At 74.3% G+C, this 25,815-nt stretch carries 23 protein-coding genes; 9 read left to right on the forward strand and 14 right to left on the reverse strand.

Features of this window, described 5'->3' with window-relative positions; translation table 11 throughout:
• Positions 1-34: 34 nt before the first annotated feature.
• Positions 35-580, reverse strand: coding sequence for a hypothetical protein (locus ABD330_RS16560; RefSeq protein ID WP_344465624.1), 546 nt, complete (start codon positions 578-580; stop codon positions 35-37).
• A 275-nt stretch (positions 581-855) separates the two neighbouring features.
• Here ABD330_RS16560 and ABD330_RS16565 point away from each other — a divergent pair, with 275 nt between their 5' ends.
• Positions 856-2,433, forward strand: a complete 1,578-nt coding sequence (locus tag ABD330_RS16565; RefSeq protein WP_344465626.1) for a protein phosphatase 2C domain-containing protein — start codon at positions 856-858, stop codon at positions 2,431-2,433.
• A gap of 37 nt (positions 2,434-2,470) precedes the next feature.
• Here the strand turns inward: ABD330_RS16565 and ABD330_RS16570 are convergent, their stop codons facing one another.
• On the reverse strand, positions 2,471-3,073 hold the full coding sequence (locus ABD330_RS16570; RefSeq protein WP_344465628.1) for a TetR family transcriptional regulator C-terminal domain-containing protein: 603 nt from the start codon (positions 3,071-3,073) through the stop codon (positions 2,471-2,473).
• A gap of 281 nt (positions 3,074-3,354) precedes the next feature.
• Between ABD330_RS16570 and ABD330_RS16575 the strand changes: the two genes are divergently transcribed.
• Positions 3,355-4,320: a glycoside hydrolase family 25 protein gene (locus ABD330_RS16575; protein ID WP_344465630.1), complete on the forward strand. Its 966-nt coding sequence runs from the start codon at positions 3,355-3,357 to the stop codon at positions 4,318-4,320.
• Positions 4,321-4,355: 35 nt separating this feature from the next.
• On the opposite strand, the gene ABD330_RS16580 is transcribed toward ABD330_RS16575, so the two are convergent.
• From ABD330_RS16580 to ABD330_RS16600, 5 genes are all read right to left on the reverse strand, one after another.
• Complete coding sequence (locus ABD330_RS16580; RefSeq protein WP_344465632.1) at positions 4,356-5,153, reverse strand: histidine kinase dimerization/phosphoacceptor domain-containing protein; 798 nt, start codon at positions 5,151-5,153, stop codon at positions 4,356-4,358.
• A 126-nt stretch (positions 5,154-5,279) separates the two neighbouring features.
• On the reverse strand, positions 5,280-5,825 hold the full coding sequence (locus ABD330_RS16585) for a flavoprotein (protein ID WP_344465634.1): 546 nt from the start codon (positions 5,823-5,825) through the stop codon (positions 5,280-5,282).
• Between the two features lie 138 nt (positions 5,826-5,963).
• A complete protein-coding gene (locus ABD330_RS16590; protein ID WP_344465636.1) occupies positions 5,964-7,004 on the reverse strand; it encodes an agmatine deiminase family protein in 1,041 nt (346 codons plus the stop codon).
• 30 nt (positions 7,005-7,034) lie between these two features.
• On the reverse strand, positions 7,035-8,759 hold the full coding sequence (locus tag ABD330_RS16595) for an urease subunit alpha (protein WP_344465638.1): 1,725 nt from the start codon (positions 8,757-8,759) through the stop codon (positions 7,035-7,037).
• Positions 8,756-9,466 (reverse strand): urease subunit gamma, encoded by a 711-nt coding sequence (locus ABD330_RS16600; RefSeq protein ID WP_344465640.1) that lies wholly within the window; start codon positions 9,464-9,466, stop codon positions 8,756-8,758. The genes ABD330_RS16595 and ABD330_RS16600 overlap by 4 nt, the downstream gene beginning before the upstream one ends.
• Positions 9,467-9,687: 221 nt before the next feature.
• Here ABD330_RS16600 and ABD330_RS16605 point away from each other — a divergent pair, with 221 nt between their 5' ends.
• The 4 genes from ABD330_RS16605 to ABD330_RS16620 all read left to right on the forward strand — a co-directional run bounded on the left by ABD330_RS16605 (position 9,688) and on the right by ABD330_RS16620 (position 14,519).
• A complete protein-coding gene (locus ABD330_RS16605) occupies positions 9,688-10,665 on the forward strand; it encodes a quinone oxidoreductase family protein (RefSeq protein ID WP_344465642.1) in 978 nt (325 codons plus the stop codon).
• Positions 10,666-10,755: 90 nt separating this feature from the next.
• The gene (locus tag ABD330_RS16610; protein ID WP_344465644.1) at positions 10,756-11,241 is read left to right on the forward strand and encodes a MarR family winged helix-turn-helix transcriptional regulator; all 486 of its coding nucleotides are present in this window, start codon (positions 10,756-10,758) and stop codon (positions 11,239-11,241) included.
• 335 nt (positions 11,242-11,576) lie between these two features.
• Complete coding sequence (locus ABD330_RS16615) at positions 11,577-12,068, forward strand: ATP-binding protein (protein WP_344465646.1); 492 nt, start codon at positions 11,577-11,579, stop codon at positions 12,066-12,068.
• Between the two features lie 225 nt (positions 12,069-12,293).
• Positions 12,294-14,519, forward strand: coding sequence for a SpoIIE family protein phosphatase (locus ABD330_RS16620; protein WP_344465648.1), 2,226 nt, complete (start codon positions 12,294-12,296; stop codon positions 14,517-14,519).
• 213 nt (positions 14,520-14,732) lie between these two features.
• On the opposite strand, the gene ABD330_RS16625 is transcribed toward ABD330_RS16620, so the two are convergent.
• The 5 genes from ABD330_RS16625 to ABD330_RS16645 all read right to left on the reverse strand — a co-directional run bounded on the left by ABD330_RS16625 (position 14,733) and on the right by ABD330_RS16645 (position 19,560).
• On the reverse strand, positions 14,733-15,767 hold the full coding sequence (locus ABD330_RS16625; RefSeq protein ID WP_344465650.1) for a DUF2637 domain-containing protein: 1,035 nt from the start codon (positions 15,765-15,767) through the stop codon (positions 14,733-14,735).
• Between the two features lie 150 nt (positions 15,768-15,917).
• A complete protein-coding gene (locus ABD330_RS16630) occupies positions 15,918-16,742 on the reverse strand; it encodes an iron-sulfur protein (RefSeq protein WP_344465652.1) in 825 nt (274 codons plus the stop codon).
• A 93-nt stretch (positions 16,743-16,835) separates the two neighbouring features.
• Positions 16,836-17,645, reverse strand: coding sequence for a hypothetical protein (locus tag ABD330_RS16635; RefSeq protein WP_344465654.1), 810 nt, complete (start codon positions 17,643-17,645; stop codon positions 16,836-16,838).
• A 160-nt stretch (positions 17,646-17,805) separates the two neighbouring features.
• Positions 17,806-18,789, reverse strand: coding sequence for a hypothetical protein (locus ABD330_RS16640; protein ID WP_344465656.1), 984 nt, complete (start codon positions 18,787-18,789; stop codon positions 17,806-17,808).
• A 102-nt stretch (positions 18,790-18,891) separates the two neighbouring features.
• A complete protein-coding gene (locus ABD330_RS16645; protein WP_344465658.1) occupies positions 18,892-19,560 on the reverse strand; it encodes a nucleotidyltransferase family protein in 669 nt (222 codons plus the stop codon).
• Positions 19,561-19,691: 131 nt separating this feature from the next.
• Between ABD330_RS16645 and moaA the strand changes: the two genes are divergently transcribed.
• Both moaA and ABD330_RS16655 read left to right on the forward strand, forming a co-directional pair.
• Positions 19,692-20,804, forward strand: coding sequence for a GTP 3',8-cyclase MoaA (gene moaA, locus ABD330_RS16650; RefSeq protein WP_344465660.1), 1,113 nt, complete (start codon positions 19,692-19,694; stop codon positions 20,802-20,804).
• A 159-nt stretch (positions 20,805-20,963) separates the two neighbouring features.
• The gene (locus tag ABD330_RS16655) at positions 20,964-21,704 is read left to right on the forward strand and encodes an HNH endonuclease family protein (RefSeq protein WP_425555555.1); all 741 of its coding nucleotides are present in this window, start codon (positions 20,964-20,966) and stop codon (positions 21,702-21,704) included.
• A gap of 190 nt (positions 21,705-21,894) precedes the next feature.
• On the opposite strand, the gene ABD330_RS16660 is transcribed toward ABD330_RS16655, so the two are convergent.
• On the reverse strand, positions 21,895-22,881 hold the full coding sequence (locus ABD330_RS16660; protein ID WP_344465662.1) for a quinone oxidoreductase family protein: 987 nt from the start codon (positions 22,879-22,881) through the stop codon (positions 21,895-21,897).
• 91 nt (positions 22,882-22,972) lie between these two features.
• Between ABD330_RS16660 and ABD330_RS16665 the strand changes: the two genes are divergently transcribed.
• Positions 22,973-23,377 carry an ArsR/SmtB family transcription factor gene (locus ABD330_RS16665; protein ID WP_344465664.1) on the forward strand — a complete coding sequence of 135 codons (405 nt, stop codon included), beginning with the start codon at positions 22,973-22,975 and terminating at the stop codon, positions 23,375-23,377.
• A gap of 81 nt (positions 23,378-23,458) precedes the next feature.
• Here ABD330_RS16665 and ABD330_RS16670 read toward each other — a convergent pair whose 3' ends face one another.
• Positions 23,459-25,744 (reverse strand): glycosyltransferase family 39 protein, encoded by a 2,286-nt coding sequence (locus tag ABD330_RS16670; RefSeq protein ID WP_344465666.1) that lies wholly within the window; start codon positions 25,742-25,744, stop codon positions 23,459-23,461.
• Between the last annotated feature and the right edge of the window lie 71 nt (positions 25,745-25,815).

The following is a 25,815-nucleotide window of genomic DNA, read 5'->3' on the forward strand; positions in this document are numbered from 1 at the left end:
GTCCGCCCAGGGGCGGGGTCGGCGGTGGGTTCCGCTAGGCCCGGTGGACCTGCAGGGTGTGGAGGTCGGGCGCGTGGTCGGGACCGACCTGGGTCGCGACCACGAGGGCGGACGGTACCGCCCGCTCCAGCACCAGCCGGGCCGGCACGATGGCCGTCGGCTGGGGCGGTGCGTTCGGGAGCTGGCTCTCGGCGCCGCGGAACGGCTGGTCCGAGCAGCCGTCGCCCGGCTGCGGGTGCCGGCCGTCGGCCGAGCACCAGGTGAGCGCCGGGTCGGCGGCTTCCGAGGCGGCGGCCGCCACCTGGGCGTGCGCCGGTGGCCGGGCGTGGGCCGAGTGCGTCGTGCCGCTGCCGCTCCGGGCGGACAGGGCCGGCAGGCCGGTGACCGCGGTGGTCCCGGCCGTCGGGCCGAACATGGTCCCGGCCGCGCTCGGCGGAGTCTGCGCTCCGGCGGGTACGCGGTCCGCGCACGGCAGCAGCGCCAGCAGGGCCACGAGCAGCAGCGCCCACACCGCGATCACCGGGTGGCCCACCTGGGTGGTCCTCCCCGGCGGCGGTGCGGTCGTTCCTGGCGCGGTCATGCGCACATATTAATCAGCCGAAGGAGTGAAGCGATGCCCCTTACCGGCCTTCATTTTTCCGCTTTCCCCCTGCTCGGCCCCGGTGAATCGGCCCTGCTTGGGGCACTTCCGGGCAGGTCGGACGGATCGGACCGGCGTGCGGCCGGAATGCGACACCCGCCGAGTGACGGGTTGTCCCCGAATCCCGGACACCGTCGTTCTCCTTGGGGACAATGACGTCGAGTCCGGCACAGAGCCCGCTCGGCAGACGGCAGACACGGACGAGGAGCCGCCAGATGAGCAAGCAGGGCGCACCGCCACAGCACCGGTCGGAGGACGGCTGGTGGCAGGCGGTCTACACGGGCCCGGCGGACACCCTGCCGGACACCCCCGGCGCCGTGGCCGACGAGGGCAGTGTCGACGACTGGTTCGACTCGGCGGCGGGCATGATCGGCGCCCAGCGCGGTACGGAGCGGCGGGAGCCGGGCGCGGAGCCGGAGCCGGATGTGGAGCCGGAGCCCGCCGTCGAGCCTGCTGTGTCCCCTGAGCCTGCTGCGTGGGCTGCCCCGGCGGAACTCGCGGTACTCGCCGAACCGGATGCGGTTGCCGACGAGAGCGCCGAACTGCCCGAACTGCCCGAACTGAGCGTCGACGAGTGGTTCGACACAGCCGCAGGCATGATCGGCGCTCAGCGTACGGAACAGAAGCCGGAGCAGCGCACGGAGCAGCCGCCGGCTCCCCGTACCGCCACGGCCCGGACTCCCGTCCCCGTCACCCCCGCCGCGTCCGCCGAGGAGCCGCCCCCGGCGCCGGTCGCGCCTGCGCCGACGCCCGGGCGTCCGGCCACCCGCCAGCCGGAGCAACCCCCGGTCCCGCACGTCGGTGAGCGCCCGCCCACCTACGGCCCCGAGCCCACCGCACTGCCCGACGCCGACCCGGACGGGCTCGCGGCGGTGGTTCCCGACACGGCGCTGGAAGGCGCGCAGTACGGCGGCACCACCCTCCGGGCGGTCTCCGTCCGGGGTGACTCGGCCCGCTACCGGGGGGAGCCGCGACGCGACGCGCTGCTGGTCACCCGCTTCGGCGACGGCCCCGACGGCCTCCTGCTGGCCGTTCTGGGCGCGCCGAGCCGCTCGCAGCCCCCGTCCGTCGCGGCGGCCGAGGCGGTCCGCCAGCTCACGGCCGCCGTCGGCCGCAGCAGGCTCGAACTCGCCGCAGACCTGCGGGACGGCGCCCGCGACCGCCTGCGCTACGGCCTGCAACGCCTCGCGGCCCGCGCCGCCGCCCCGCTGCGCGCGGCCGCCGGCAGCCGGCCCTCCGACGGCCCCACCTCGGACGGCTCCGCGCCCGTCTCGCCTTCGGCTTCGCCTGCGCTCCCGTCCGACGCCCTCGGCCCGGTCGGAGGCTCGCCGGAGGACGTCTCACCGGAAGACGGTTCCCCCGACCTGCCCCCGCTCGACACCGGGTCGCTGCACTGCCTGCTGGTCCCGCTCGACCCGGCCGCCACCCACCGTGCCGCGTTCGGCGTCGGCCCGGGCGGGCTCTACCTGTTGCGTTCCGGGCACTGGATCGACGCGTACGCCGCCCGGCTGCTGCACCACCCGGACGGGGAGCAGCCCATCCCGGCCGCCGGTGGCGCCGCGCCGCGCCCGTTCCGGTTCCGCCTGGTCCCGGCCACGCCCGGTGACATCCTGCTGCTCTGCACCCCGGGGCTGGCCGAGCCGGTCGCCGAGGAGCCGGCGGTGGCGCACTTCCTCTCCAGTCACTGGGCGCACCCGCACCCGCCCGGCACCGTCGACTTCCTGCGCCAGGTCCAGGTGCGGGCCAAGGGGTACGCCGACGACCGCACGGCCGTGGCGGTCTGGACGGAGTAGTGCCGGTCGCGGACCGGAGCGCAGCCGGCGCGACGGGTCAGCGCCCGCCGAGCAGTGCGGCCGCGACGGAGGCGACGTGGGCGGCGGCGGCCTCGCGGCCGGCGCCGGGCAGGCCGATCGCGATCGGCACCGCGAAGCCGTCCAGCAGCGCCCGGATCTGCACGGCCCGGTCGTCGGGTGCCACGGCCGAGAACGTCCCGGCCGCCGCGCCCTCCTCGATCAGCGCCGCCAGGTCGGCCTGCCAGGGTGCCTCGATCTCCAACTGCCCCTGCCGGATCTCCGCACTGGCCGGGGACCGGCCCCACACCTCCAGCCAGAGGATCCAGCGCGGATCGCCGGGCCCCTCGGGGAGGTAGAGCTCCGTGTACGCGGCCAGCCGCTCCCACAGCCCGGCGCCCTCCCGGCCGAGCGCGGAGCGGCGGCGTTCGCCGAGCTGCTCCTCGCTCCAGCGCAGGGTCTCCAGCAGCAACTGGTCCTTGCTGCCGAAGTAGTACAGGAGATGACCGGCACTCATCTGGAGCTGCTTCCCCAGCCCGGCCATGGTCAGCTTCGCGAGCCCGTGCTCCGCGACGGCCGCCCGCGCGGCGGCGAACACCTCTTCACGCGGTCGCGCAGCACGGCGCGCCCGTGGCTCCGCCATCTGCTCTTCCTCCTGGCTGCCGGGACCGGGTCCCCACGATACGGCCGAAACGTGCCCGGCCCCCGGCGCCGGGAACCGGACGGGCGCCCGGCACCGCGCCGACCCGCAGGCCCCGGGCGATCGGTGATCGGCGCACGGCCGACCCTACCGGCACAAGGGGCCGGGCCCTGCCCGGAGCGGATCACCCGGCCGGGGCCGTCACGTCGGGAGGATCCACGCGTTAGGCAGCCGACGCTGTGGGTAGCGTTCCGGTGGCTGAAACGGAACGGTCGGGAGTTGCAGTGGGTATCTATGGTCAGGACTGGGCGTCGTACCAGGACAGTCGGCCGGACACGAGCGGCCTGAGCTTCGCGTTCGTGAAGGTGACGGAGGGGTTGTCGTACGTCAATCCGGAGTGGGTCTCGCAACGTGACCACGCGAAGGCGGACGGCCTGGTGTGGGGCGCCTACCACTACCCCCACATGCACAACAGCGACCGCAGCGAGGCCGACTACTTCCTCGCCCAGGTCGCCTGGCAGCCGGGGGACATGGTGGTCCTCGACTGGGAGGGCTACGACTCCGCGAACCAGGACGTCAGCGCCGCGGACCAGTTGGCGTACAAGGAGGACTACCTCGGCTACGTCAAGGGGTGTCTGCCGCACAATCCGGTAGGGCTCTACTGCAACACCGACTACTGGAACCGTGTCGACACGACCGGCCACGTCGGCGACTTCCTCTGGATCGCCACCGCCGGACGCGCCGCCGGAGACCCCGGCATCCGCGCGAACTGGCTGTTCCACCAGTACACCGACAGCCCGGTCGACAGCGACTACTGCCCGCTCGGCAGTACGGACGAACTCCGCTCGTGGGCGCTGTCGTTCGCCCCCGGCAACGCGCCGACACCGGCGCCCCAGCCCCCGCCGCCGCCCGTCGAGGAGGACCCCATGGCCGCATTCACCGAGGCCGACCTGCGCCGTTTCATCCACGAGGAGACCCTCAACGCGGTCACCTCCCAGCCGGGCCGCGACAGCGTCGCCTTCGCGGTCTGCTGGTGGCTGCAGAAGGCACTCACCAGCGCCCCCGTCCCGGCCGCCGCCGGTGAGCCGTGGGGCGACCTGCTGCCCAAGCTGACCGCCGCCCTCAACTCGCTCACCCCGGGCGTCCGGACCGAACTGGAGGCCGCGATCGCCGCCGCCCTCCGGGAGGCGGGCTCCCAGCCCCCGGCCACCACCGGCGGGACGCCCACCCGGCCGCCGACCGTGGTCTGAGCCACCGGGCGCCGCGCACCCGGGCCCGGTCGGTCTCAACGACGGCGTATCCGCTCCGCGTCGCCCCCGGACGCCGGCAGCAGCCCGAGCGCGCGGCGCAACTCCGCCCGGGCCTGTCGGCCGGTGGACGCGATCGTGCCGAGCGCCTCCTCCGCCCGGTGCGGCGACTTGTCCATGACGTACCTGGCGCCGTCGGCCTGCACGACCATGGCGGAGACCTCGTGCGCGACCACGTCGTGCAGCTCACGGGCTATCCGGGCCCGCTCGGCCGCGAGCACGGACTCGGCCCGTGCGGCCCGTCCGCGCCGCACGCGCTCCTCCAGCCCGGCCAGGTGCGCCCGGCGGGCCCGGGCCTGGTGGCCCCAGACCCAGCAGAGTACGAACGGCGCCGACAGCAGGGGGCCGAACAGCAGCAGGTCCGCCAGCAGGCCGGCGGCGTGCGCGCCGGAGTCCTGCAGCAGGACCGCCAGCGGGCCGCCCGTCAGCGCGCCGACGAGTGCCGCCCGGGAGATCCGGCGTGAACCGAAGGCGGCGCCGGTGTAGGCGAACAGGAGACAGCCGGGGCCGGAGACCGTCCAGTCCGGGTCCAGGCCCGTGAGGAGCTGCCCGAACCCGAGGGCGATCACGGCGCCCGTGGCCGCGTCCGGACGGTGGCGGCGCAGGAGGGCGAGGCCGCAGAGGAGGAGGGCCGACGAGACGTGCGCGACCTGCTGCGGGCCGGTCGCATCCTGCCCCTGGACCGCCGCCCGCAGGCCGAGGTACAGGAACAGCGCCGCCCAGAGGGCGTCGGGCATCAGGGGAAGCTGCTGGAGCCTCGTGCCGAGTCGGTCCACAGCGCAAGCCTAGGAAGTCGCGGCCGTCCGCGAGTCAGTCCGGAGGGTGGTCCGTTCTCCACCTGGAGGAGTATCCGTACGAACAGACTCCTGCTGCCCGGAGGCTGCCGGGCGGCAGACGCGCGGTCACCACCCGGCGGCCTCCGCGACCGCCGCCAGCGCCGCGCTCCACGGGTACGTCGTCCGGTCGCTCTGCTTCGGCGCGTCCGGGACGAAGGCCCCCTCCCCGAGCAGCACCCGAACCCCGGCGCCCCGCAGCGTACCGATGCTCCGGTCGAACTGCGGATGTCCCGTCAGTCCGGTGTTGACGCACGGCATCATCACCAGCGGGAGCCCCCTGCCGACCGCCTCCGAGGCGAATGCCACCACCCACTCCGAGGTGAGGCCGAGCGCCCACGAGTTGATCGTGTTGAAGGTCGCCGGAGCGATCAGGGCGACCGTCGCCGGCGGCCACGGATCGGCCTCCTCCGGCGTGCGGTGCCGGTGCCTGATCGGATGCCCGGTCAGCTCCTCCAGCTCCGCGAGGTCGCCCGCCAGCCAGTCGGCGGCGGTCGACGTCAGCCCGAGGCACACGTCCCAGCCGGCGGCCTGCGCCTGCCCGATCACCGGGCGCACGTCGAACACCGGCGGAGCGGCGGATCCCAGCAGATACAGCACACGGTCGGATCGCATGGGCCCAGCCAAGCAGACCGGCGGCGGGACCCGGCCCCCCGGGGCCTCCGGGCCGGCCCCCGGGAGCGCCGCTCTCCCGCTCTCCTCCGGGAGACCGGGAGAGCGGGAGATCGGGAGAGCGGGCAGGACGGGGGAGGCTCAGCCGGCCTTCGGCTGCTGCTGGGTGATGCAGTGGATGCCGCCGCCGTTGGCGAAGATCTCGCGGGCGTCGACCAGCTCGATCTTGCGGCCCGGGTAGGCGTCGGCCAGGACGGCCGCGGCGACCTGGTCGCGGGGGTCGTCGAAGGCGCAGAGGATGACCGCGCCGTTGGCGACGTAGTGGTTGATGTAGGAGAAGTCGACCGGCTCGCCCTCCTCGTCGGTCAGGACGGTCGGTGCGGGCACCTCGATGACCTCCAGGAGCCGGCCGGCCGCGTCCGTCGAGGTGCGCAGGAGGGCGACCAGTTCCTTGCAGACCGCGTGGTCGGGGTGGGCCGGGTCGGGCTGGACGTGGGCGACCACGACGCCCGGGCGGACGAAGGAGGCCACGATGTCGATGTGGCCCCGGGTGCCGAACTGGTCGTAGTCGCGGGTGAGTCCGCGCGGCAGCCAGATGGCCTTCGTGGTGCCGAGGAAGGCGTGCAGCTCGGCCTCGACGGCCTCCTTCGTCCAGTCGGAGTTGCGCCCCTCGCCGAGCTGGACGGTCTCGGTGACCAGGACGGTGCCCTCGCCGTCGACGTGGATGCCGCCGCCCTCGTTGATCAGCTTCGAGGCGAAGCGCTGCACGCCCGTCAGACCGGTGATCTCCTCGGCGATGTGCTGGTCGTGCTCCCAGCGGGCCCAGGACTGCGCCCCCCAGCCGTTGAACACCCAGTCGGTGGCGGCCAGTTCGCCGTTGCCGCCGAGCAGGAAGGTCGGGCCGATGTCGCGCATCCAGGCGTCGTCCAGCGGACGCTCGACCAACTCGACCTCGGGCGAGACGTACTTGCGCGCGTCCGCCAGTTCACCGGTGTTGACGATCAGGGTCACCGGCTCGTACCGGACGATCGTGTTGGCGACCCGGGCCCAGGCCTCGCGGGCGGCGTGCAGGTGCGCGGGCTCGTCGAAGGTCGGGTTGTCGGTGGGGAAGGCCATCCAGGTGCGCTCGTGCGGGTGCCACTCGGCGGGCATCCGGTAACCGAGGGAGGCGGGAGTCGTCATGAGGGTGAAATCCTAAGCAGTGAAGGGTGGTTACAGGAAGTAGAGGCGGCTGAGGGAGACCGTGTCGGCGGGGTCGGAGCGCAGTGGTTCGCCGTCGAGGGTGACCAGGCCGGTGGTGGGTTCGACGTGGACGTTGCCGGTGCGGGCGTTGCGGATCATGTTGCGGGGGCCGATGCCGCGGGTGTTGCGGACGCCGACGCGGCGTCGGCGGGTGGGGAGTTGGTCGGCGGCGGTGTCGAGGTAGGAGGCGTCGGCGGCGGCCTGGGCGACGAAGGCGACGGAGATGTCGGCCGCGGTGGTGCCGTGGGCGCCGAACTGGGGGCCGAGGACGAGGGGTTCGCAGCGGTCGGTGGAGGCGTTGGGGTCGCCCGTGACGCCGTAGGCGGGGAAGCCGGCCTTGAGGACGAGTTGGGGCTTCGCGCCGAAGTGGTCGGGGCGCCAGAGGACGATGTCGGCGAGTTTGCCGGTCTCGATGGAGCCGACCTCGTGGGCGAGGCCGTGGGCGATGGCGGGGTTGATGGTGAGTTTGGCGATGTAGCGCAGGACGCGCTCGTTGTCGTCGCCGGCGTGGTTGGTGCCGTAGGAGCCCTGGCCGTCGAGGGGGCCGAGTTCGGTCTTCATCTTGCCGGCCATGGCGAAGGTGCGGCGGACGGTCTCGCCGGCCCGGCCCATGCCCTGGGCGTCGGAGGAGGTGATACCGATGACACCGAGGTCGTGGAGGACGTCCTCGGCGCCCATGGTGCCGGCGCGGATGCGGTCGCGGGCCATGGCGGCGTCGCCGGGGAGGTCGGTCTTGAGGTCGTGGGCGGAGACGATCATGCCGAAGTGCTCGCCGAGGGCGTCGCGGCCGAAGGGGAGGGTGGGGTTGGTGGAGGAGCCGATGACGTTGGGGACGCCGGCCATCTTGAGGACGTTGGGGACGTGCCCGCCGCCGCAGCCCTCGATGTGGAAGGCGTGGATGGTGCGGCCTTCGAGGACGGCGAGGGTGTCCTCGACGGAGAGGCACTCGTTGAGGCCGTCGGTGTGCAGGGCGACCTGGACGTCGTGCTCCTCGGCGACGCGCAGGGCGGTGTCGAGGGCGCGGGTGTGGGCGCCCATGTCCTCGTGGACCTTGAAACCGGAGGCGCCGCCCTCGGTGAGGGCCTCGACGAGGGGCGCGGGGTCGGAGGAGGAGCCGCGGGCGAGGAAGCCGATGTTGACGGGCCAGGCGTCGAAGGCGTTGAAGGCGTGCCGCAGCGCCCAGGGGGAGTTGACGCCGACACCCCAGACGGGTCCGAACTCCTGGCCGATGATCGTGGTGACACCGGAGGCGAGGGAGGCCTCCATGATGCGGGGGGAGAGCAGGTGGACGTGGGTGTCGATGGCTCCGGCGGTGGCGATCATGCCTTCGCCGGAGACGATGGTGGTACCGGTGCCGACGACGACCTCGACGCCGTCGAGGGTGTCGGGGTTGCCGGCGCGGCCGATGGCGGCGATGCGTCCGTCGACGATGCCGATGCTGGTCTTGCGGATGCCCTGCACGGCGTCGATGACCAGGACGTTGCTGATGACGAGGTCGCAGGTGTCGCGGACGGCGGCGGCCTTGAGGTGGAGGCCGTCGCGGGCGGTCTTGCCGAAGCCGGCCAGGAATTCGTCGCCGGGGGCCTGCGAGTCGGATTCGACGCGGACGATGAGGCCGGAGTCGCCCAGCCGGATGCGGTCGCCGGTGCGGGGGCCGTGGACGGCGATGTAGTCATGGGGGGTGATGGCGGTCATGACTGGGGCTCCGCGTTGTCGTAGGTGGTGAGGTAGCCGGTGGCGCGGGCCTTCTCCAGGGCTGCTTCGCGGGCGCCGGGCGCGTCGAGGGGGCCGTCGACGAGGCCGGCGAAGCCGATGGCGACGCGGGTGCCGCCGATGGGGGTGAGGCCGATCTCGACGGTGGCGCCCGGGTCGAAGCGGACGGTGGAGCCGGCCGGGACGGCGAGATGGGTGCCGTAGGCGGCGGCGCGGTCGAAGGCGAGGCGGGGGTTGGCTTCGAAGAAGTGGAAGTGGGAGGTGACCGAGATCGGGACGCCGGAGGTGTTGTGGACGGGGAGGCGGATGGTCTCCTCGGTGGGGTCGTAGCCTTCGCCGCTGCCGGGCAGGGCGGTGCCGGGGGCGTCGTCGCCGAGGGAGCCGTGGCCCTGGAAGGGGTCGTTGACGACGGCGAGGCGGGTGCCGTCGTCGAAGACGGCTTCGACCTGGATGACGGTGACGACGTCGGGTACGCCGGGGAGGACGTCGTCCGCGGTGAGGACGGTGCGGCCGGCGTGGATGGCTTCGGCGAGGCGGCGGCCGTCGCGGGCGGCTTCGCAGACGGTGTCGGCGATGAGCGCGGTGGCTTCGGGGACGTTCAGCCGGACGCCGCGGGCACGGCGCGCGCGGGCCAGTTCGGCGGCCGTGAAGATCAGCAGCCGGTCCCGTTCGGTCGGTGTCAGTCGCATGGCGCCTCGCTCACGGTTGCCGGGGACTCGGAGTGGTTAGAACGACGTTCAAACATCTCCGGCCATTGAACCCGGGTCGCGCCGCCCTGTCCAGCGTTGCCCACCGCGAACCGTTCGGCGCGCCGGAGGCCGCAAGGGAGTAGTCGGTGCCCTCTATGTATCAGGTGCCTGATATACATAAGGCATCTGTTTCAGTGTTGTGAGCCGTGAGGAGCGCCGTCATGCGCGCAGTCCGCTACACCCGCACCGGTGGCCCCGAGGTCCTGGAGACCGCCGACGTACCCGTGCCGCAGCCCGGGCCCGGCGAGGTCGCCATCGACGTCAGCCACGCCGGCGTGCACTTCGCCGACGTGATGTTCCGGCGCGGGCAGTTCCCGCTGCCGCTGCCGGCGGTGCCCGGCCTGGAGGTCGCCGGTACGGTCGCCGAGCTCGGGGAGGGGGTGACGGGCCTGCGGGTGGGCCAGCCGGTGGCCGCCGTGGTGACCGGCTTCGGCGGCTACGCGGAGCGCGTCGTCGCCGGCGAGGTCACCACCGTCCCCCTGGAGGGTGAACTCGCGGGCCTGAGCCCGCTGCTCGCCGCCGCCACCGCCTGCAACGCGGCCACCGCCGTCGGCACCCTGCGCGGCGCGGCCCGGCTCGCCGAGGGCGACCGGGTGCTCGTCCTCGGGGCCTCCGGCGCGCTCGGCACACTGCTCGGCGGGCTCGCCCGCGCGTACGGCGCCGCGCTGGTGGTCGGCGCCGCGAGCACGCCCGAGCGGGCCGCCCGCGCGGCCGCGAGCGGTTACCACCACACGCTCGGCTACGGCGAGCTGGCCGACCGCACCCCCGGGCTGACGGACGGACAGGGCTTCGACGTGGTGATCGACTCGGTCGGCGGCGAACCGCGCGAGCAGGTGCGCGGGCTGCTCGCCGTCCTCGGCCGGCACGTCGTCATCGGCGACGCCGCCGACCGGGACATCACGCTGGGGGCCGACCAGGTCTGGTACGACAGCTTCACCCTGGCCGGCTACAACATGGGCGGCGTGCTGGCGCGCCGCCCCGACCTGTTCCGCGCGCACCTGCTGGAGGGGCTGCGGATGGTCGCCGACGGCACCCTGCGGGCCGAGGCCGAGGAGATCGGCTGGGACGGCGTGGTCAGGGCGCACGAACTGCTGGAAGGGCGGGCGGCGACCGGGAAGTACGTCCTGCGGACGGCGTGAGCGTCCGCGCGCCTCACCCGGGCGGGTGACCGCGATACTGGTCGGGGCCCGCCCGGGTTCGAACCGGACCGCCGAGGAGAGGCAGCCGCCATGACCACCGACCCCGCCGAGATGCTGGCCGGCCCCCGAGGGGCGCAGCTGCGCCTGGGGCTCGCGATCAAGCGGGCCGAGCAGGCCATGATGGCGGCCAAGACCGAGGCGCTGCGCGAGCTGGACCTGACGGTCCCGCAGTACGCGGTGCTGCTGCAGCTCACCGAGCGGTCCGGGATGTCGGGTGCCCAGCTGGCGCGCGGGGCGGCCGTCACCCCGCAGACCATGGCGGGGGTGCTCGCCAACCTGGAGGCCAAGGGGCTGGTCGAGCGCGAGCAGTCCGAGGTGCACAGCAAGGTGCTGGTCACCCGGCTGAGCGAGGCGGGGCGCACGCTGGTGGCGGCGGCCGACGCGCGCGCCGTGGAGATCGAATCGGCGCTCTGGACGGCGTTCGAAGGGGGGGAACGTGAACTGTTCCGTTCCTTCCTCGAACGGGCTGCCGCCGTCCTGCACGGAAAGCACCGGCCGGCTCCGCCGGTGGGGTGACCCGCCGTCACCCCGGGTTCCGGCAGACGGGAGGGGTGGCCGTGCGGGACCGGCGCGGTGCGTCCGGGACGGGCGGCCCGGCGGTTGCCCGGCCGCGTTCTCGAACTGACGCCCGTTCACCATTTGCCGGTCGGACCGGCCGCAAACCTCCACGGCGCCGTCAATTGGATCACTTCAGCGCCCCCCAACTCCCGTTTCACCCCCGATGACCGCGTACGCACTGTTGCGAACGGCGCGGGGTGGGCATGAGGATGGTCGTCAGCAAGAAGGGGTCGGCCCGGCCGGTGGGGGACTCGGCGCGGTGGCCACCCGTGAGAAGGCGGGGGCGTACGGTGATGGATGGTCAGGCGAGGTTTCCGCGCCAGCGGACGTCTTCGAACAGTGACACGGCCGCGCCGGCCGGACTCGGTGACGTCCCGGCTCCGGTCCGCGATCCGGAGTGCTCGCTGCACCGGCGGCTGCACACCGCGCTCGAACCGGCCGACCTGCTCGCGGTCGGCGCCGTCCGGCACCGGCTGCGCGCGGCGCTGACGCTCTGGGGCGTGCCCGAGCTCGCGGACACCGCCGAGCTGCTGGCCGCCGAGCTGGTCACCAACGCGCTGCTGCACACCGAGCGCGGAGCGGTCTTCGACGCCGTCCTCACGCCCGAGCAGCGGCTGCGGGTCGAGGTGCAGGACGGCACCTCCCGGCTGCCCGGCCGCCGGTCGCCGGCCGAGTTCGCCACCTCCGGGCGGGGGCTGATGCTGGTCGAGGCGCTCGCCGACGACTGGGGCGTGCAGCTGCGCGGGGACGGCAAGGTCACCTGGTTCGAGCTCGGCGCGCACTGAGCGGCCCGGGCGCCCGGCAGGATCGGCCGGGCTCCGACGCGCCCGTCCGCCTTTCCGGTCCCGGGTGGTGTGTCTGCGCACCGTACGCCGCTGCGCGCCGACTTTCGGGAGGCGGGCGCTCTCGGTCGAAACGGGACGGTACTAGTAATCTTTCGACAGGATAGTGAGAATGTGTGGCCACGCGGTCCGCCCGGACGGCAGTGGCACGGCAGCGGTAGGAGAAGCATGGCGACAGAGCCCGAGCCGCAAGGGCCCGCACGCCGCACCCCACCGGCCCAGACGGCGAGAACCGCGGCGGCCTCCGGCGCCCTGCGCACCGCGTCCGGCCTGGTGGCCGGCCGGGCCGCGCCCGCGGTCGCCAGGGGGCTGCCGACCCGCAGCGGCGAGTCCACCCCCGACTGGCTCGAACCCGCGATGGCCGCCAACGGCATCGGCTCGTTCGACTGGGACATCCGCCACGACGTCCTGGAGGGCGACCCCAGGGCCTGCGCCATCCTCGGCCTGGCGGCCGACCGCTTCGACCGCAGTTCCGCCGCCTTCCTCGCGATGCTGCACCCCGAGGACGCACCCGTGGTGCGCCGCCGGGTCGAGCGCGCGGTCACCGAGCTCGGCCAGTGCGGCGCCTACTACCGGACGGTCTTCCCGGGCGGGGAGATGCACGCCGCACGGTTCCGCGGCCGGGTGCTGGCCGACGCCTTCGGCCGGGCCTCCCGGATGGTCGGCTTCGTCTGGGACGCCACCGTCGAACTGCACAAACGCGTCCGGGCCGGCGAGCTGGCCGCCCTGCGGGAGGAGCGTTCACGCTTCATCAAGGAGGCCGCCCGCGCCCTCTCCGAGGCCGTCACCGTCCGGGACGTGGCCCGGGTCTTCACCGAGCTGCCGCTCCCCGGCCTGCCGCCGGACGGCCTGGTGCTGGCCTCGCTGGAGGCGGGCCGGCTGCAGATCCTCGGCGCGACCGGCTACCGGCCCGAGGACATGCACCCGTACGACCGCTCGCCGATCGTGGCCAGCCACCCGGCCGCCGAGGCGATCCGCACCCGGGGCCCGGTGGTGATCGCCAGCCGGGACGAGTACCGCGAGCGCTACCCCGAGGCCTGGCCCCGGGTCAGCGAGACCGGCCGCAGCGCCTGGGTCTTCCTGCCGCTGGTCGCCAGCGGCCGGGTGATCGGGGTCTGCCTGGTCAGCTTCGACGACGACCGCGAGCTGGACGCGGACGAGCGCACCCTGCTCGCCACCCTCGGCGGCCTGGTCGCCCAGTCCCTCGCCCGCGCCCGGCTGCACGACGCCGAGCACGAGCTCGCCGCCGGGCTGCAGCGCGTCATGCTGCCCCGGACGGTGCCCTCCGTCCCCGGGGTCACCACCACCGTCCGCTACCTGGCGGCCGGCTCCGGGCTGCAGATCGGCGGCGACTGGTACGACGTCGTGCCGCTGCCCGGCGGGCACGTCGGGCTGGTGATCGGCGACGTCCAGGGCCACGACGTGCACGCCGCCGGGATCATGGGCCAGCTCCGGATCGCCCTGCGCGCGTACGCCGCCGAGGGCCACCCGCCCGCCGCCGTGATGGCACGGGCCTCCCGCTTCCTCGCCGACCTGGACACCGACCACTTCGCGACCTGTCTGTACGCCGAGGTGAACATCGACTACGGCGTGGTCTACGCCGTCCGGGCCGGCCACCTCGACCCGGTGGTCCGCCGCGCCGACGGCAGCACCGCCGTGGTGCCGGTGGTCGGCGGGCTGCCGCTGGGCGTCGCCTCGGACGAGGAGTACCGCGTCACCAGGTTCAGCCTGGACCCGGGCGAGACCGTGGTGCTCTGCACCGACGGCCTGGTGGAGGCCCGCGGCATGGACCTGGACACCGGGTTCGCCCGGCTCTGCGAGGCCGTCTCCCGGGACCTGCCCGCCCGTGGCGAGTCCGCCGCCGACCCGCTGGACGTGCTGGCCGACCGGATCGCCTCGCAGGCGGCCGACTCCACCGAGCGCGAGGACGACATAGCGCTGCTGCTGCTCCGCTGGGACGGCCCGGCCGGCGGCCTGGCCGCCCAGCAGCTGCGGCGCCGGATCGGCCAGGCCGACCTCGCCCGGATCTCCGAGCTGCGCGGCGAACTACGGGACGCGCTGCGGCGCTGGGGCGTCCCGGAGCTGGTCGACACCGCCGAACTGCTCGCCTCCGAACTGGTCACCAACGCGATCCGGCACACCGACCGGGACGCGATGTTCACCGCACGGCTCTACCGGGACCCCGAACAGGGCGGCGGGGCCAGGCTGCGGATCGAGGTGGAGGACGAGTCCGACCTCTGGCCGACCCGCCGCACCCCGGGCGAACAGGCCTCCTCCGGACGCGGGTTGATGCTGGTCGAGGCGCTCGCCGACGGCTGGGGCGTGGAGCCCCGGGGGTCGGGCAAGCGGATGTGGTTCGAACTCTCGGCGGAGCCGGAGGGGCCGGCGGCCTGAGGGGCCCCTCCGGGGCGGGTTGACCGTTCAGGACTGGGTGCCTTCGGCGGCGCGGAGAACTGCGTGACCAGGGCACCACGTAGGTGGACGGTTGTGCGCGCAGTTCTCCCCCAGCCTTCGGCCGGGAGGTACCCCCACGCGCCCCTGTTGTGGTTGCCCCGAGCTGTACGGTGCCGGGGTCCGGGAGGTCCCGGGTACCGGAGGGGCCGGGGGTCAGCCGAACTGCTGCTCCAGGTCCTTGAGTTTCTGCTCCAGGGAGTCGAGGCGGGGGAGGGTCATGGTGTCCTCCTCCGGGGTGAGGTCGACGCTGAGGCGGGCCTGGCGGGCGGGTAGGCCGGGCTGGGTGACGGTGCCCTCGGCGGGGGCCTCGGGCAGGGCCGTCCCGGCCGGGGGTATCGCGGACTCCGAGCCGCCGGACTCCAGTTGCGCGGGCAGTGCCCGCGCGCCGGCGCGCGAGCGCCATGCGCCGCCGTGCTGCCGCCCGAGCGCGCGGATCTCCGCGCGCTCGCGCCGGCTCGCGAGCCGTTGACGCTCGCGGTTCGCGGCGGCCTCGCGCTTGTCGTCGCGGACCTCCTCGACCGCCTCGTCCAGCGTGCGGACGTTCTCCAGCAGCATCAACGACCAGGCGGCGTACGTCTCCAGCGGAGCCCGCAGCCAGCGGACCATCCGGATCTGCGGCAGCGGCCGGGGCACCAGCCCCTGCTCCCGCAGCGCGGCCCGCCGGGTCTGCTTGAGCGCCCGGTCGAACAGCACGGCGGCGGACAGCGACATCCCGGCGAAGAACTGCGGGGCCCCGTCGTGGGCGCCGCCGCGCGGCGCGTGCACCCAGTTGAACCAGGCGGAGGCCCCGGCGAAGAGCCAGACCAGCATCCGCGAACCTAGCGCAGCGTCCCCGTGGCTGGCCTCCCGGACGGCCAGCACGGAGCAGAACATCGCCGCGCCGTCCAGACCGAACGGCACCAGGTACTCCCAGCCCCCGGAGAGGTCGAGGTTCTGGATCCCGAAGCCGACCAGGCCGTGGAAGGAGAGCGCGGCCGCGACGCCGGCGCAGCAGAACAACAGGGTGTACGAGGCGCCCCCGTACAGGGACTCCTTGCGGCGCCGGCGGTCCTCGCTGCGCTCCCAGGAGTCCGGGCCGCCGGCGCGGTCGGTGGCCCTGTTACGGGCGAAAGCCACCAGCACGGCGGTCACCACCAGTGCGACCACGCCCGTGATGGCCCAGCCCAGCGGTATGTCCGACAGTTTCATGACCTGCACCAGCCTCGCTTTCCTGCGTAATGACGGCGGGGACCATCATGGCGGAACAGCGACTTGTTGATGGCTGATTTCGTGTCAATGTACCGGGGAGAGGGAATTCTCCCCGATCTGCCATTTGATTATAGGATTACTGAGGGGCTGTTAATTCCGGCCCGGGCAGGACCGGGGGCAGCTGAAACAGGATTCGGCCGCACCCACGGTGTAGAGCAGGCAGCAGCTGAGCCGGGTACGGGCGCGGAGCGGCGGCGAGCCGGGCCGCTCCAGCAGCCGGAAGTCCGGGCCGCCGGTGAACCAGGACGCGTCGCCGGGCAGCAGCCCGGCCAGCGCGGCGGCGGCCCGCTCCTCCTCGCCGAGCAGGCTGCCGACGTACCAGAGGCCCTCGATCACGTCGTCCGTCGCCATGGCCCGGAGGGTGTGCGGTCCGCGCCGCACCTCGGGGCGGAAGGCGGCCAGCACCGGCGCCAGGTGCTCGGTCAGCGCAGCGCGCAGCCCGGCCCGCAGGGCGGCCTCGTCCGGCACCACCCGGGCGGCGGGCAGCGCGGCCGCCGGATCGTCCGGGAGGCAGAGGAAATCGGTGGCCTGCACGGTGAGTTCGCCCGTGCGGCGGCGGATCGAGACCTGCTCGGCCGGGATCCGCGGCACCCGCCGCTCCAGCAGCCAGGGCAGGGTGAACAGCAGTGCCACCGGCCAGCAGTAGCGGTGCAGGCAGAACCCCGCCGCGACGTCCGGGCGCAGCGGCGCGCCGTACCGGGCCGGGCCCTGGCGGGCGTCGAAGGCGATCAGCTCGCGCAGGGTGTCGCGGTCCCGCAGGAAGTCGGCGGTACGGATCCAGCCCCGGCCCGAGCGCGGCGGCCCCGGGCGGATCCGCAGCCCGGGGAAGACCTCGCCCAGGCGGGCGTAGCCGGCCAGCAGGGGTGGTCCGTCGGCCGTCCGTCCGGTGCCCGCCTCGGCGCTGCGCACGGTCATGCTGGGCCCCATCCGATCGGACCGGGGCTCGGGGAGCTCGGCGGCGGCAAGGTGAACCTGCCCGAGGGCCGCCTCGGGCAGGTTAGGCTCACCTTAGCTGATGGAGTCTCCGACTTCCTGTCCGACGCGGCTGTCCGGGGGAGTGCCGGGGGCGGGGAGGGAGCTCAGGCGGCGTGCGAGCCAGACCGGGACACCGCCCAGAGCCTGCATCAGCCGCGCCGCCTCCGCACGCAGCCGCGCCGCCTCGGCCGGCTCGGACACCTCGGCCAGCGCAGCGAGCGCCGGTGCGACCCCGACCGTGAACCCCAGCTCCTCGCGCAGCCGCAGGGAGGCCCGGAAGCCCTCCCGGGCCCGTTCGAGGTCGCCCGCCACCAGTGCCAGCGCCGCCAGGTGCCGCCAGGTGTACGAGCGCAGCAGCCGGTCACCGCACTCGCCGGCGCCCTCGTGCGCCCGCCGGTAGGCGATCCAGGCGGCGGTCGGATCGTGCAGCAGGTTCTCCGCGACCAGCCCGCGCCGGAAGTCCAGCAGCGGTCGGCCGGGTGCCTTCGGCGGGAGCAGGGCCGAGGTGCGCCCGAGGGCGGCCTGGGCCTCGTCCAGCCGGTCGCGCGGGCCGAGGATGCTCGCGACGTACGCCAGGAAGCCGCGCGCGCAGGACGCCGCCGCCCGCTGGCCGGCGCTCGCCACCCCGGCCTCGGCCAGGCGTAAGGCCTGCTCGGCCTGTTCCCAGTGTCTGGCGGTGAACAGGCACTGCTCGATCAGTAGTTCGGCCCGGTCGAGGGCTGCGACAGGGTCCGCCGCGGCGCTGGGCCGGAGTAAGTCGGCGGCCTCCTGCCAACACCCGCGCGACCGAAGCCGCCAGACCGTGTCCGCAGTGCCCCCCGGGGCCGTACCGTGCTCCGACAACGCCACCTCCTTGTGCGCGTGTCCAGCGAACGGAACTGCTGTGGCCGCAATTCAACACGGGGGCGAGCTTGTGCACCAGATCACGAACGTCGGAGATTCCGGCGGGGGGCTGTCGGTCCGGGAGTCGGTCAGGGGTGCCGGAGGGTCCGTACGGCCCCCGTCAGGACGTCCACCCCGTCTCCATCAGGGCCTCCGCCGCGCCGTTGGCGGGCTGCGGGATGCCTGCGAGGTCGAGCCGGAACAGCGCCACCAGCAGCTGCTCGCCGCGTACCGTCGCCTGGTGCGAGAAGCCGCCCAGGACGAACATCGCGGCGGCGATCTCCTCGGCGTGCAGGGTCTGCAGCCAGAGGCACTCGACGGCCTTGATGTCGGCCGGTTCGGATCCCGCGTCCACCAGGGCGACCATCCGGGAGCCCAACAGCGTTACCGGGACGTCGGCCTGATGGTCCGCCAGTTCCAGGTCGTCGAAGCCGAGCCACTGCAGGTAGCGGGCGGCCGTCAGCACGGCGTCCTCCGGGCTGCGGACCGGGTGCGGCCGGAACGGCGCCCGTGGGCCGCCGTGGCGATCGCCCGGCCGCCCGTCCTGCTGCCCGTTCTGCTGTCCGGTGTGGTGCCCGCCGTGGCCGCTCAGGGACCGTTCCGCCGGGTGGGGGCCCGGGTGGGCGCCCGGGTGGCCCTGCGGAGGCACGGTCGGGACCACGCCGGTGGCCGGCCGGGCGGTGTGCGGGTACGGCGCCGCGCCGCCGTGGTGCTGCGGGAGTTCGAACTGCGGGGCCGGTCCGAGCAGGCCGGTGCTCTGCAGGCGCGGGGCGCGGTCCACCGGAAGGCGCACGGTGGCACCGCAGTTGCAGGTGAACTCGGGCTGCGGCCACTGGTCGTTGCGGCCGCAGTGCGGGCACCGCATGCTCAGCCAGGAGTCCTCCCAGGACCTGAACCGCACCTGCACCGGCACGCCGCCCCGCAGCAGCGGCACTCGGAGCTGCGCGCCGCAGGGGCAGGGCAGTGAGGGTGGTTCGTACAGATGCTCACGCCGGCAGGCCGGGCAGCGGATCGCGCTCGCGCCGCCGCTGTGCCCGCCGCCGTGGGCGCCGGAGTTGAACCGAGCCGGGTCGCTGAAGTCGTCTGGCAGCGGTACTCCGGGCATGGCTCGCACCGTCCGTTCGGGTCGGCTGGGCAGGTCAGGTCGTTCCCATCGTCCCCGATGCGTGTCGGGTTCGGCAGCGTTTGCGCTAATCCCAGGGACAGATCAGGGGTGGTCGGCCCGGCGGTCTACCGGTGGCCGGTCTCCGCCGGGCAGGCTCCAGCGCGCGAGGTCCGCCGGGGTGTCGAGATCGTCGGGCACGGCCACGTCGCCGCACTCGACCAGCTCGATCTCACCGGCGTGGGCCGCCAGCAGCGCGCGGGCGCCGGCGTCCCCGGTCGCCCCGGCGGCGGCCTCCGCGAGGTGCCGGGCGCCGATCAGGACGGGGTGCCCGCGCCGGCCCGCGTACGCCGCCGCCGCCAGCTCGGCGCCCGCGCGGTGCGCGGCGAGCAGCCGGGCCACGGCGGCGGGGGTGACTCCCGGGGTGTCCACCAGCATGACCAGGACGGCCGCGGTCTCCGGCGGCAGGGCGGCCAGACCGGCGCGCAGCGAGGAGCCCATGCCGCTCTCCCAGTCCGGATTGTCGACAAGTCGGCAGTCGCCGAGCTCCGCCGCGGACCGCACCTGACCGGCGGCGGCGCCCAGTACCGCCACCGTCGACCGGCAGCCGCCGGCCCGGACCACCGCGAGCGCGTGCTCGATCAACGGCCGCCCCCGGTACGGGATCAGCGCCTTGGGCCGTCCGCCGAGCCGCCGCCCGCCACCTGCGGCCAGCACCAGGGCGGGCACCAGGGCAGGTGCCGGGGCGGGCGCCGACTGCTGTCGATCTTCCATGGGGACAGTCTGGCCGCCCCGCCCGGACGGCGACAGTTAGAGGAATCTACAAGGCAAACCCGCAGGTCGGTGCGGTGGCCCGGCTCTTCCACCGCTGGATCTCCGGCACGCAGGGCCCGTCTACTGGGCAGATGGCACCTCTGGCACCCCGTACCGAGCAGACGCAGACGCAGACGCAGAAGCGCACGCGCCGGCAGACGCGCCCGCGCACGCCCGCGCCGACGCCCGGCGCACCGGCCGCACCCGGCGCACCGGCCGCACCGGCGCCGCTGGTCGACCGCTTCGGCCGGGTCCACACCGACCTGCGGGTATCCCTCACCGACCGCTGCAACCTGCGCTGCACGTACTGCATGCCGGCCGAGGGTCTGAACTGGCTGCCCAAGGCCGAGGTGCTCACCGACGACGAGATCGTCCGGCTCGTCCGGATCGCCGTCCGGGACCTCGGGATCAGGTCCGTCCGGCTCACCGGCGGCGAGCCGCTGCTGCGGCGCGGCCTGCCCGGCCTGGTGGCCCGGCTCGCGGAGCTCGGCCCCGAACTGTCCCTCACCACCAACGGCATCGGGCTCGCCCGGATGGCGGCCGACCTCAAGGCGGCCGGGCTGCACCGGGTCAACGTCAGCCTGGACACCCTGCGGCCGGACCGCTACGCGGAGATCACCCGCCGGGACCGGATCGCCGACGTGTTCGCCGGGATGGCCGCCGCGCAGGCCGCCGGGCTGGCGCCCGTCAAGGTCAACGCCGTGCCGGTGCGCGGGGTCAACGACGACGAGATCCTCGACCTGGTCGAGTTCGCGGCCGGGCACGGGTACCGGATGCGCTTCATCGAGTCCATGCCGCTGGACGCCCAGGGCGGCTGGAGCCGCGACCGGATGATCACCGCCGACGAGCTGCTGGAGATCCTCGGCCGCCGCTGGGAGCTCGTCCCGGTCGGGCGGCACGGCAACGCGCCGGCCGAGGAGTTCCGGATCGCGGGCACCGACACGGTGGTCGGCGTGATCGCCTCCGTCACCCGGCCGTTCTGCGGTGGCTGCGACCGCGTCCGGCTGACCGCCGACGGCCAGCTGCGCAACTGTCTCTTCGCCACCCAGGAGTCGGACCTGCGTGCGCTGTTGCGCGGCGGCGGCGAGGACGCCGCGATCGAGCGGGCCTGGCGCAGTACCATCGCCCGCAAGGGGCCCGGCCACGACATCGGCTCGGCCGACTTCGTCCAGCCCGACCGCCCGATGTCCGCGATCGGCGGCTGACTCCGGCCCCCCGGGCCGAGCCCGGTCCGCCGCGCGCCGGGGCGTGGCGGGGCCGGATTTCGACCTCCTCGCAATGTCCCCGTTGCGCCGACTTGACCCGGTGTGAGGCGGCTGGTCTGCTGGTGCGCCGTCAGACGTCACATCATCGGGGGAAAATCCGTGCCAGCCCGTCGTACCGCCGTGTCCGTCGCCGCTCTGCTGCTCGCCGTACCCGTCCTGGCGGGTTGCGCGGGCGGCAGCCCGACCCAGGACCCGGTCCCGCTCTCGCTCGGCACCAGCCCGCTGGCGAACCCGGACGGCACCAGACCGGGCCTGGCCCCGATCACCTCCGACGCCGACCTCAGGGCGGCCAGCGCGCTGATAGCCAAGCTGAAGACCGCCCCGGCCGGACCCAGGACGGGTTACGACCGGGACCAGTTCGGCCCGGCCTGGACGGACAACGTGGACGGCGTACCGCTCGCGCACAACAACTGCGACACCCGGGACGACCTGCTCGCCCGCGACGGCAGCTCGGTGCAGCGCAAGGCCGGTTCGTCCTGCGTGGTGACCGGGATGTCGATCTACGACCCGTACACCGGCAGGACCGTGCACTGGACGAAGCAGCAGGCCACCAGCATCCAGATCGACCACGTGATGCCGCTGTCCTACGACTGGCAGATGGGCGCGGCCAAGTGGGACAAGGGCAAGCGCCTGCAGATCGCCAACGACCCGCTGAACCTCATCCCCGCCGACGGCTCGCAGAACGCCTCCAAGGGCGACTCGGGCCCGGCCTCCTGGCTGCCGGCCAACGAGGCGGTGCGCTGCTCGTACGCGGTGCGGTTCGCCCAGGTCGCGCTCAAGTACCAGCTGCCGGTGACGGCCGCCGACAAGAAGAGCATGGTGCGGCTGTGCGGTGGTTGAAGAGCGCACCGGTCGAGGCCGGTCCTGGATCACGATCACCTGATACGCCACGGCGGCGGTCTGCGGCTCGACCCGCGCCAGTGGGAGAGTGTGGGCTGACGGGCGGGCGTGGCCTGACGCCGCGTGTCCAGGGGCGGTAGGCCCCCGGACGCGCAGCTTCTGGGTGGGGCAGGCCCCGGCGCGCGGTCGCTCAGGCGCCGACGCGGGCCACGTACTTGCCGGTGGCGTGGCCTGCGGCGAGCAGGTCGTGGGCGGCGGGCACCTCGGCCAGGGACGCCAACTCGTTGACGGGGAAGGTGAGTCGGCCGTCCGCGAGGAAGCCGAGGATGCGCGCGGTCGCCGCGGCGACCCGGTCCGGTGCGGCGGCGACGAGGCCGCGGTGGCTGAAGCCGCCGATGGTCAGGTTGCCGCTGAGCAGGCGCCCGGCGGGCGGCAGTGCGTCCACCGCGCCGCCGCCGGCGTTGCCGAACAGGACGATCCGGCCGCCCGGTGCCGCCACGTCGAGGTCGAGTGCGAGGGCGGTGGTGCCGAGCGGGTCGAGCACCAGGTCGACGCCCCGCCCGTCGGTCGCGGCGCGGACGGCCGCGGCGAGGTTCTCGTCCCGGGGGAGCGCCAGGTGGTACCCGCCCTCCTGCACGCCGGCCGCCTTCTCCGGGCGGCCGACGGTACCGATCAGCCGGCCGCCGCCCAGCAGCGGCACGAGCTGCGCGACCGCGCTGCCGATGCCGCCCCCGGCCGAGTGCACCAGGACGGTGTCGCCGGGGGTGAAGCGGCCGGCGTCGGTGAGCAGCAGCAGCGAGGTGGCCAGCCCGAGCGGCGCGGCGGCGGCCTCCCGCAGCGGGACGCCGTCGGGGACGGGGACGACCAGTTCGGCCCTGGCCACCGCCACCTCGGCGAGGCCCCGCCCGGTCGGTACGGCCGCGACCCGGTCCCCGACCGCCAGGCCGGTGACCCCGGCGCCGAGTTCGCGGACGGTGCCCGCGATCTCCAGGCCGGGCCGGTGCGGCCACTCGACGGTGTAGCCGGCGTCGCCGCGCCGGGCCATCACGTCGACGAAGTTCAGACCCGCGTACGCGACGTCGACCGACACCTCGCCCGGCCCCGGGCGTGGTGTGCCGACCTCCCGCACCTCCGAGTTCTCCGACCCTCCGGGTGCGGTCATCACCAAGGCACGCATCTCCGGCTCCCCTCCAGTAGGTACGATGTTCTACGAACGACGAAATTAGTATGACTCGTACTTCGATGAATGTCGAACATGGAGGTGTCCCGTGCCCCGTCCCAGCCGGCGCCGCGCGCCGCTGACCCACCCCGAGCCGGCCGACATCGACCTGCTCGATGTCCTGCACGCGCTCTCCGACCCCACCCGGATGACGATCGTGCGGATCCTGCGGGCCGAACAGGAGCGTGCCTGCGGCACCTTCCCGGTCGAGGTGGCGGCCTCCACGCTCAGCCACCACTTCAAGGTCCTGCGCGAGGCCGGCCTGATCCACCAGCGGGAGGAGGCCAACCGCAGGCTCACCGCCCTGCGCGGCGCCGACCTGGAGGCCCGCTTCCCCGGCCTGCTGGACGCGATCCTCGCCGCCGCGGCCACGATCCCGGACCTGGGCGTGCAATCGGACCTGCGCCCGGACCCGGCCGCCGCCGCAGTCGCCGCCGTGCTCGCCGACTCCTGACCGGCGGGCACGCACGAAAGCCGTCCGCCCCAACGGAGTTGCCCGGTGGGGCGGACGGCTTTCAGCGGAACTGACGCAGCGTCAGCTCTTCGGTGCGGTCAGGTCGTACACCGTGGTGCCGCCGACCGTCTCGGCGGTGAAGTGCGCCGCCACCCAGGTCGAGATCTGCTCGGAGTCGGAGGTGGTGCCGGACGAGCGGCCGCCCATCCGGCCGCCGCCGCCCATTCCGCCGCCGCCGATGAAGTAGTGCACCTGGCCGGCCTGGACGTCCTGCTGGAAGGCGCTCAGGCTCAGCGACGGGTCGGTGCCGTTGAACCCGCCCAGCGCCATCACCGGCTTCCCGGTGGCGAGTTGGTAGCTGGCCTGGTTCTGCGAACCGATCGTGGCCGCGACCCAGGTGTACGAACCGGCGTTCCGCTCCAGCAGGGCGGCGAGCTCGCTGCTCACCTTGGCGCCGTCGATCAGGCCGCCCATCCCGCCGCCCGCCCCGGCGGCCGGGCCGCCGAACCGGCCGCCCTCCCGGACACCGCCGGTACCGCCCGCCGCCCCGCCGCCCGGGAACCCGCCAGGGAAGTTGCCGCCGCCCGGGAACCCGCCCGGGAACCCGCCCGTCCGCTGTCCGCCCGCCTGCTGCCCGCCCGGGAAGCCGCCGCCGGGGAAGCCCCCGCGCTGCCCGGTCCGGCCGCCCTTGCCACCGAAACCGCCCCTGCCGCCGAAACCGCCGGGGCCGCCGAAGCCCGCACCGCTCACCCGGGGCCCGGCCGTCGGGATCGAGCCGGTGTGCCCGGTCGAGACGGTGTCCAGCGCGTACGCCGTCGGCCCGCCGAACGAGGCGGCCAGCGCGACCAGGCCGGCCACCGCCGCCAGCCGCCCGGCCAGCCGGGTGGTCAGCAGCAGCGCACCCGCCGCCGCCAGCCCGCCGAGCAGCACGGCCCAGCGCAGCCACGGCACGAACGCCGAGCTGCGTCCGAGCAGGACGTACGACCAGACGGCGGTGACGGCGACCACGGCGGCCAGCACCGCCGCGTACGGCAGCCGCCTGCGGGCCCGCCACAGGCCGTCGGCGCCCATGCCGGTCAACGCGGCCACCGCCGGGGCGAGTTCCACGGTGTAGTACTGGTGGAAGATCCCCGACATGAAGCTGAAGACCAGGCCGGTGGAGAGCAGCCAGCCGCCCCACACCAGGAAGGCCGTCCGGGCGCTGTCCGTCCGGGCGTACCGGCGGGTCGCCCAGAGGCCGGTCACCAGCAGGATCAGCGCGGCCGGGAGCAGCCAGGCGATCTGCCCGCCGATGTCGGTGCCGAACAGCCTGGTCAGGCCGGTGGCGCCCCAGCCGCCGCCTCCGCCACCGCCGCCGACGCTGCCGGTCTCGTTGCCCGTCAGCCGGCCGAAGCCGTTGTAGCCGAAGGTGACGGAGAGGAAGCTGTTGTCCTGCGAGCCGCCGATGTACGGCCGGGACGACGCGGGCACCAGCTGCACGATCGCGACCCACCAGCCGCCCGCCGCCGCCATCGCCAGCCCCGCGTACAGGAGTTGCCGCACCCGCCGCCAGACCCCGGTCGGCGCGACCACCAGGTAGATCACCGCGAAGGCCGGGAGGATCAGGAAGGCCTGCAGCGTCTTGGTCAGGAAGCCGAAGCCGAACATCACCCCGGCGAACACCAGCCAGCGGGTGCTCGCCGTCTCGGTGGCCCGCACCAGCCCGTACGCGGCGAGTGTCATCAGCAGCGTCAGCAGGGCGTCCGGGTTGTTGAACCGGAACATCAGCGCGGCCACCGGGGTGAGCGCGAGCGCCGCACCCGCCACCAGGCCGGCGGCCGGCGAGAAGCGGCGGCGGACGGTCGCGTACACCGTGCCGACCGTGGCCACCGCCATCAGCGCCTGCGGCGCCAGTACGCTCCAGGAGCTCAACCCGAAGACCCGGGCGGCGAGTTCCATCGGCCACAGCGACATCGGCGGCTTGTCGACGGTGATGAAGTTCGCCGCGTCCGAGGAGCCGAAGAAGAACGCCTTCCAGCTCTGGCTGCCCGCCTGGACGGCCGCCGAGTAGAAGGAGTTGGCCCAGCCGGAGGCGGACAGGTTCCACAGGTACAGCACCGCGGTGAGCGCCAGCAGGCCGAGCAGCGCCGGGCGGGCCCAGGCCGGGTCGTCCGGGCGTCCGCGCCGGGCCCGGGCGGGCAGGGTGCGCAGCCGTCCGCCCCAGGACGCCGGGCCCCTGGGGCCGGGCTCGGGGAGGGCGGCGGGCGGGAAGAGCGCGGCGACCGTGCCACTCGCCGGGGCTTGCGGCGGTGGGTAGTTCACGCCCTCGGGCCACAGTTCACTGGTCCGAGGGGGACTGGTCGGAGGAACGGAACCGGTCGTGGTCATGGGGGATACGCTCGGTGGCCGCACTGAGATTTCCATGAGACCCGGCTGTGAGCGCGGTGTGATCTTCCGCC

This window comes from Kitasatospora kazusensis (assembly GCF_039529945.1).
GTDB lineage: Bacteria > Actinomycetota > Actinomycetes > Streptomycetales > Streptomycetaceae > Kitasatospora > Kitasatospora kazusensis.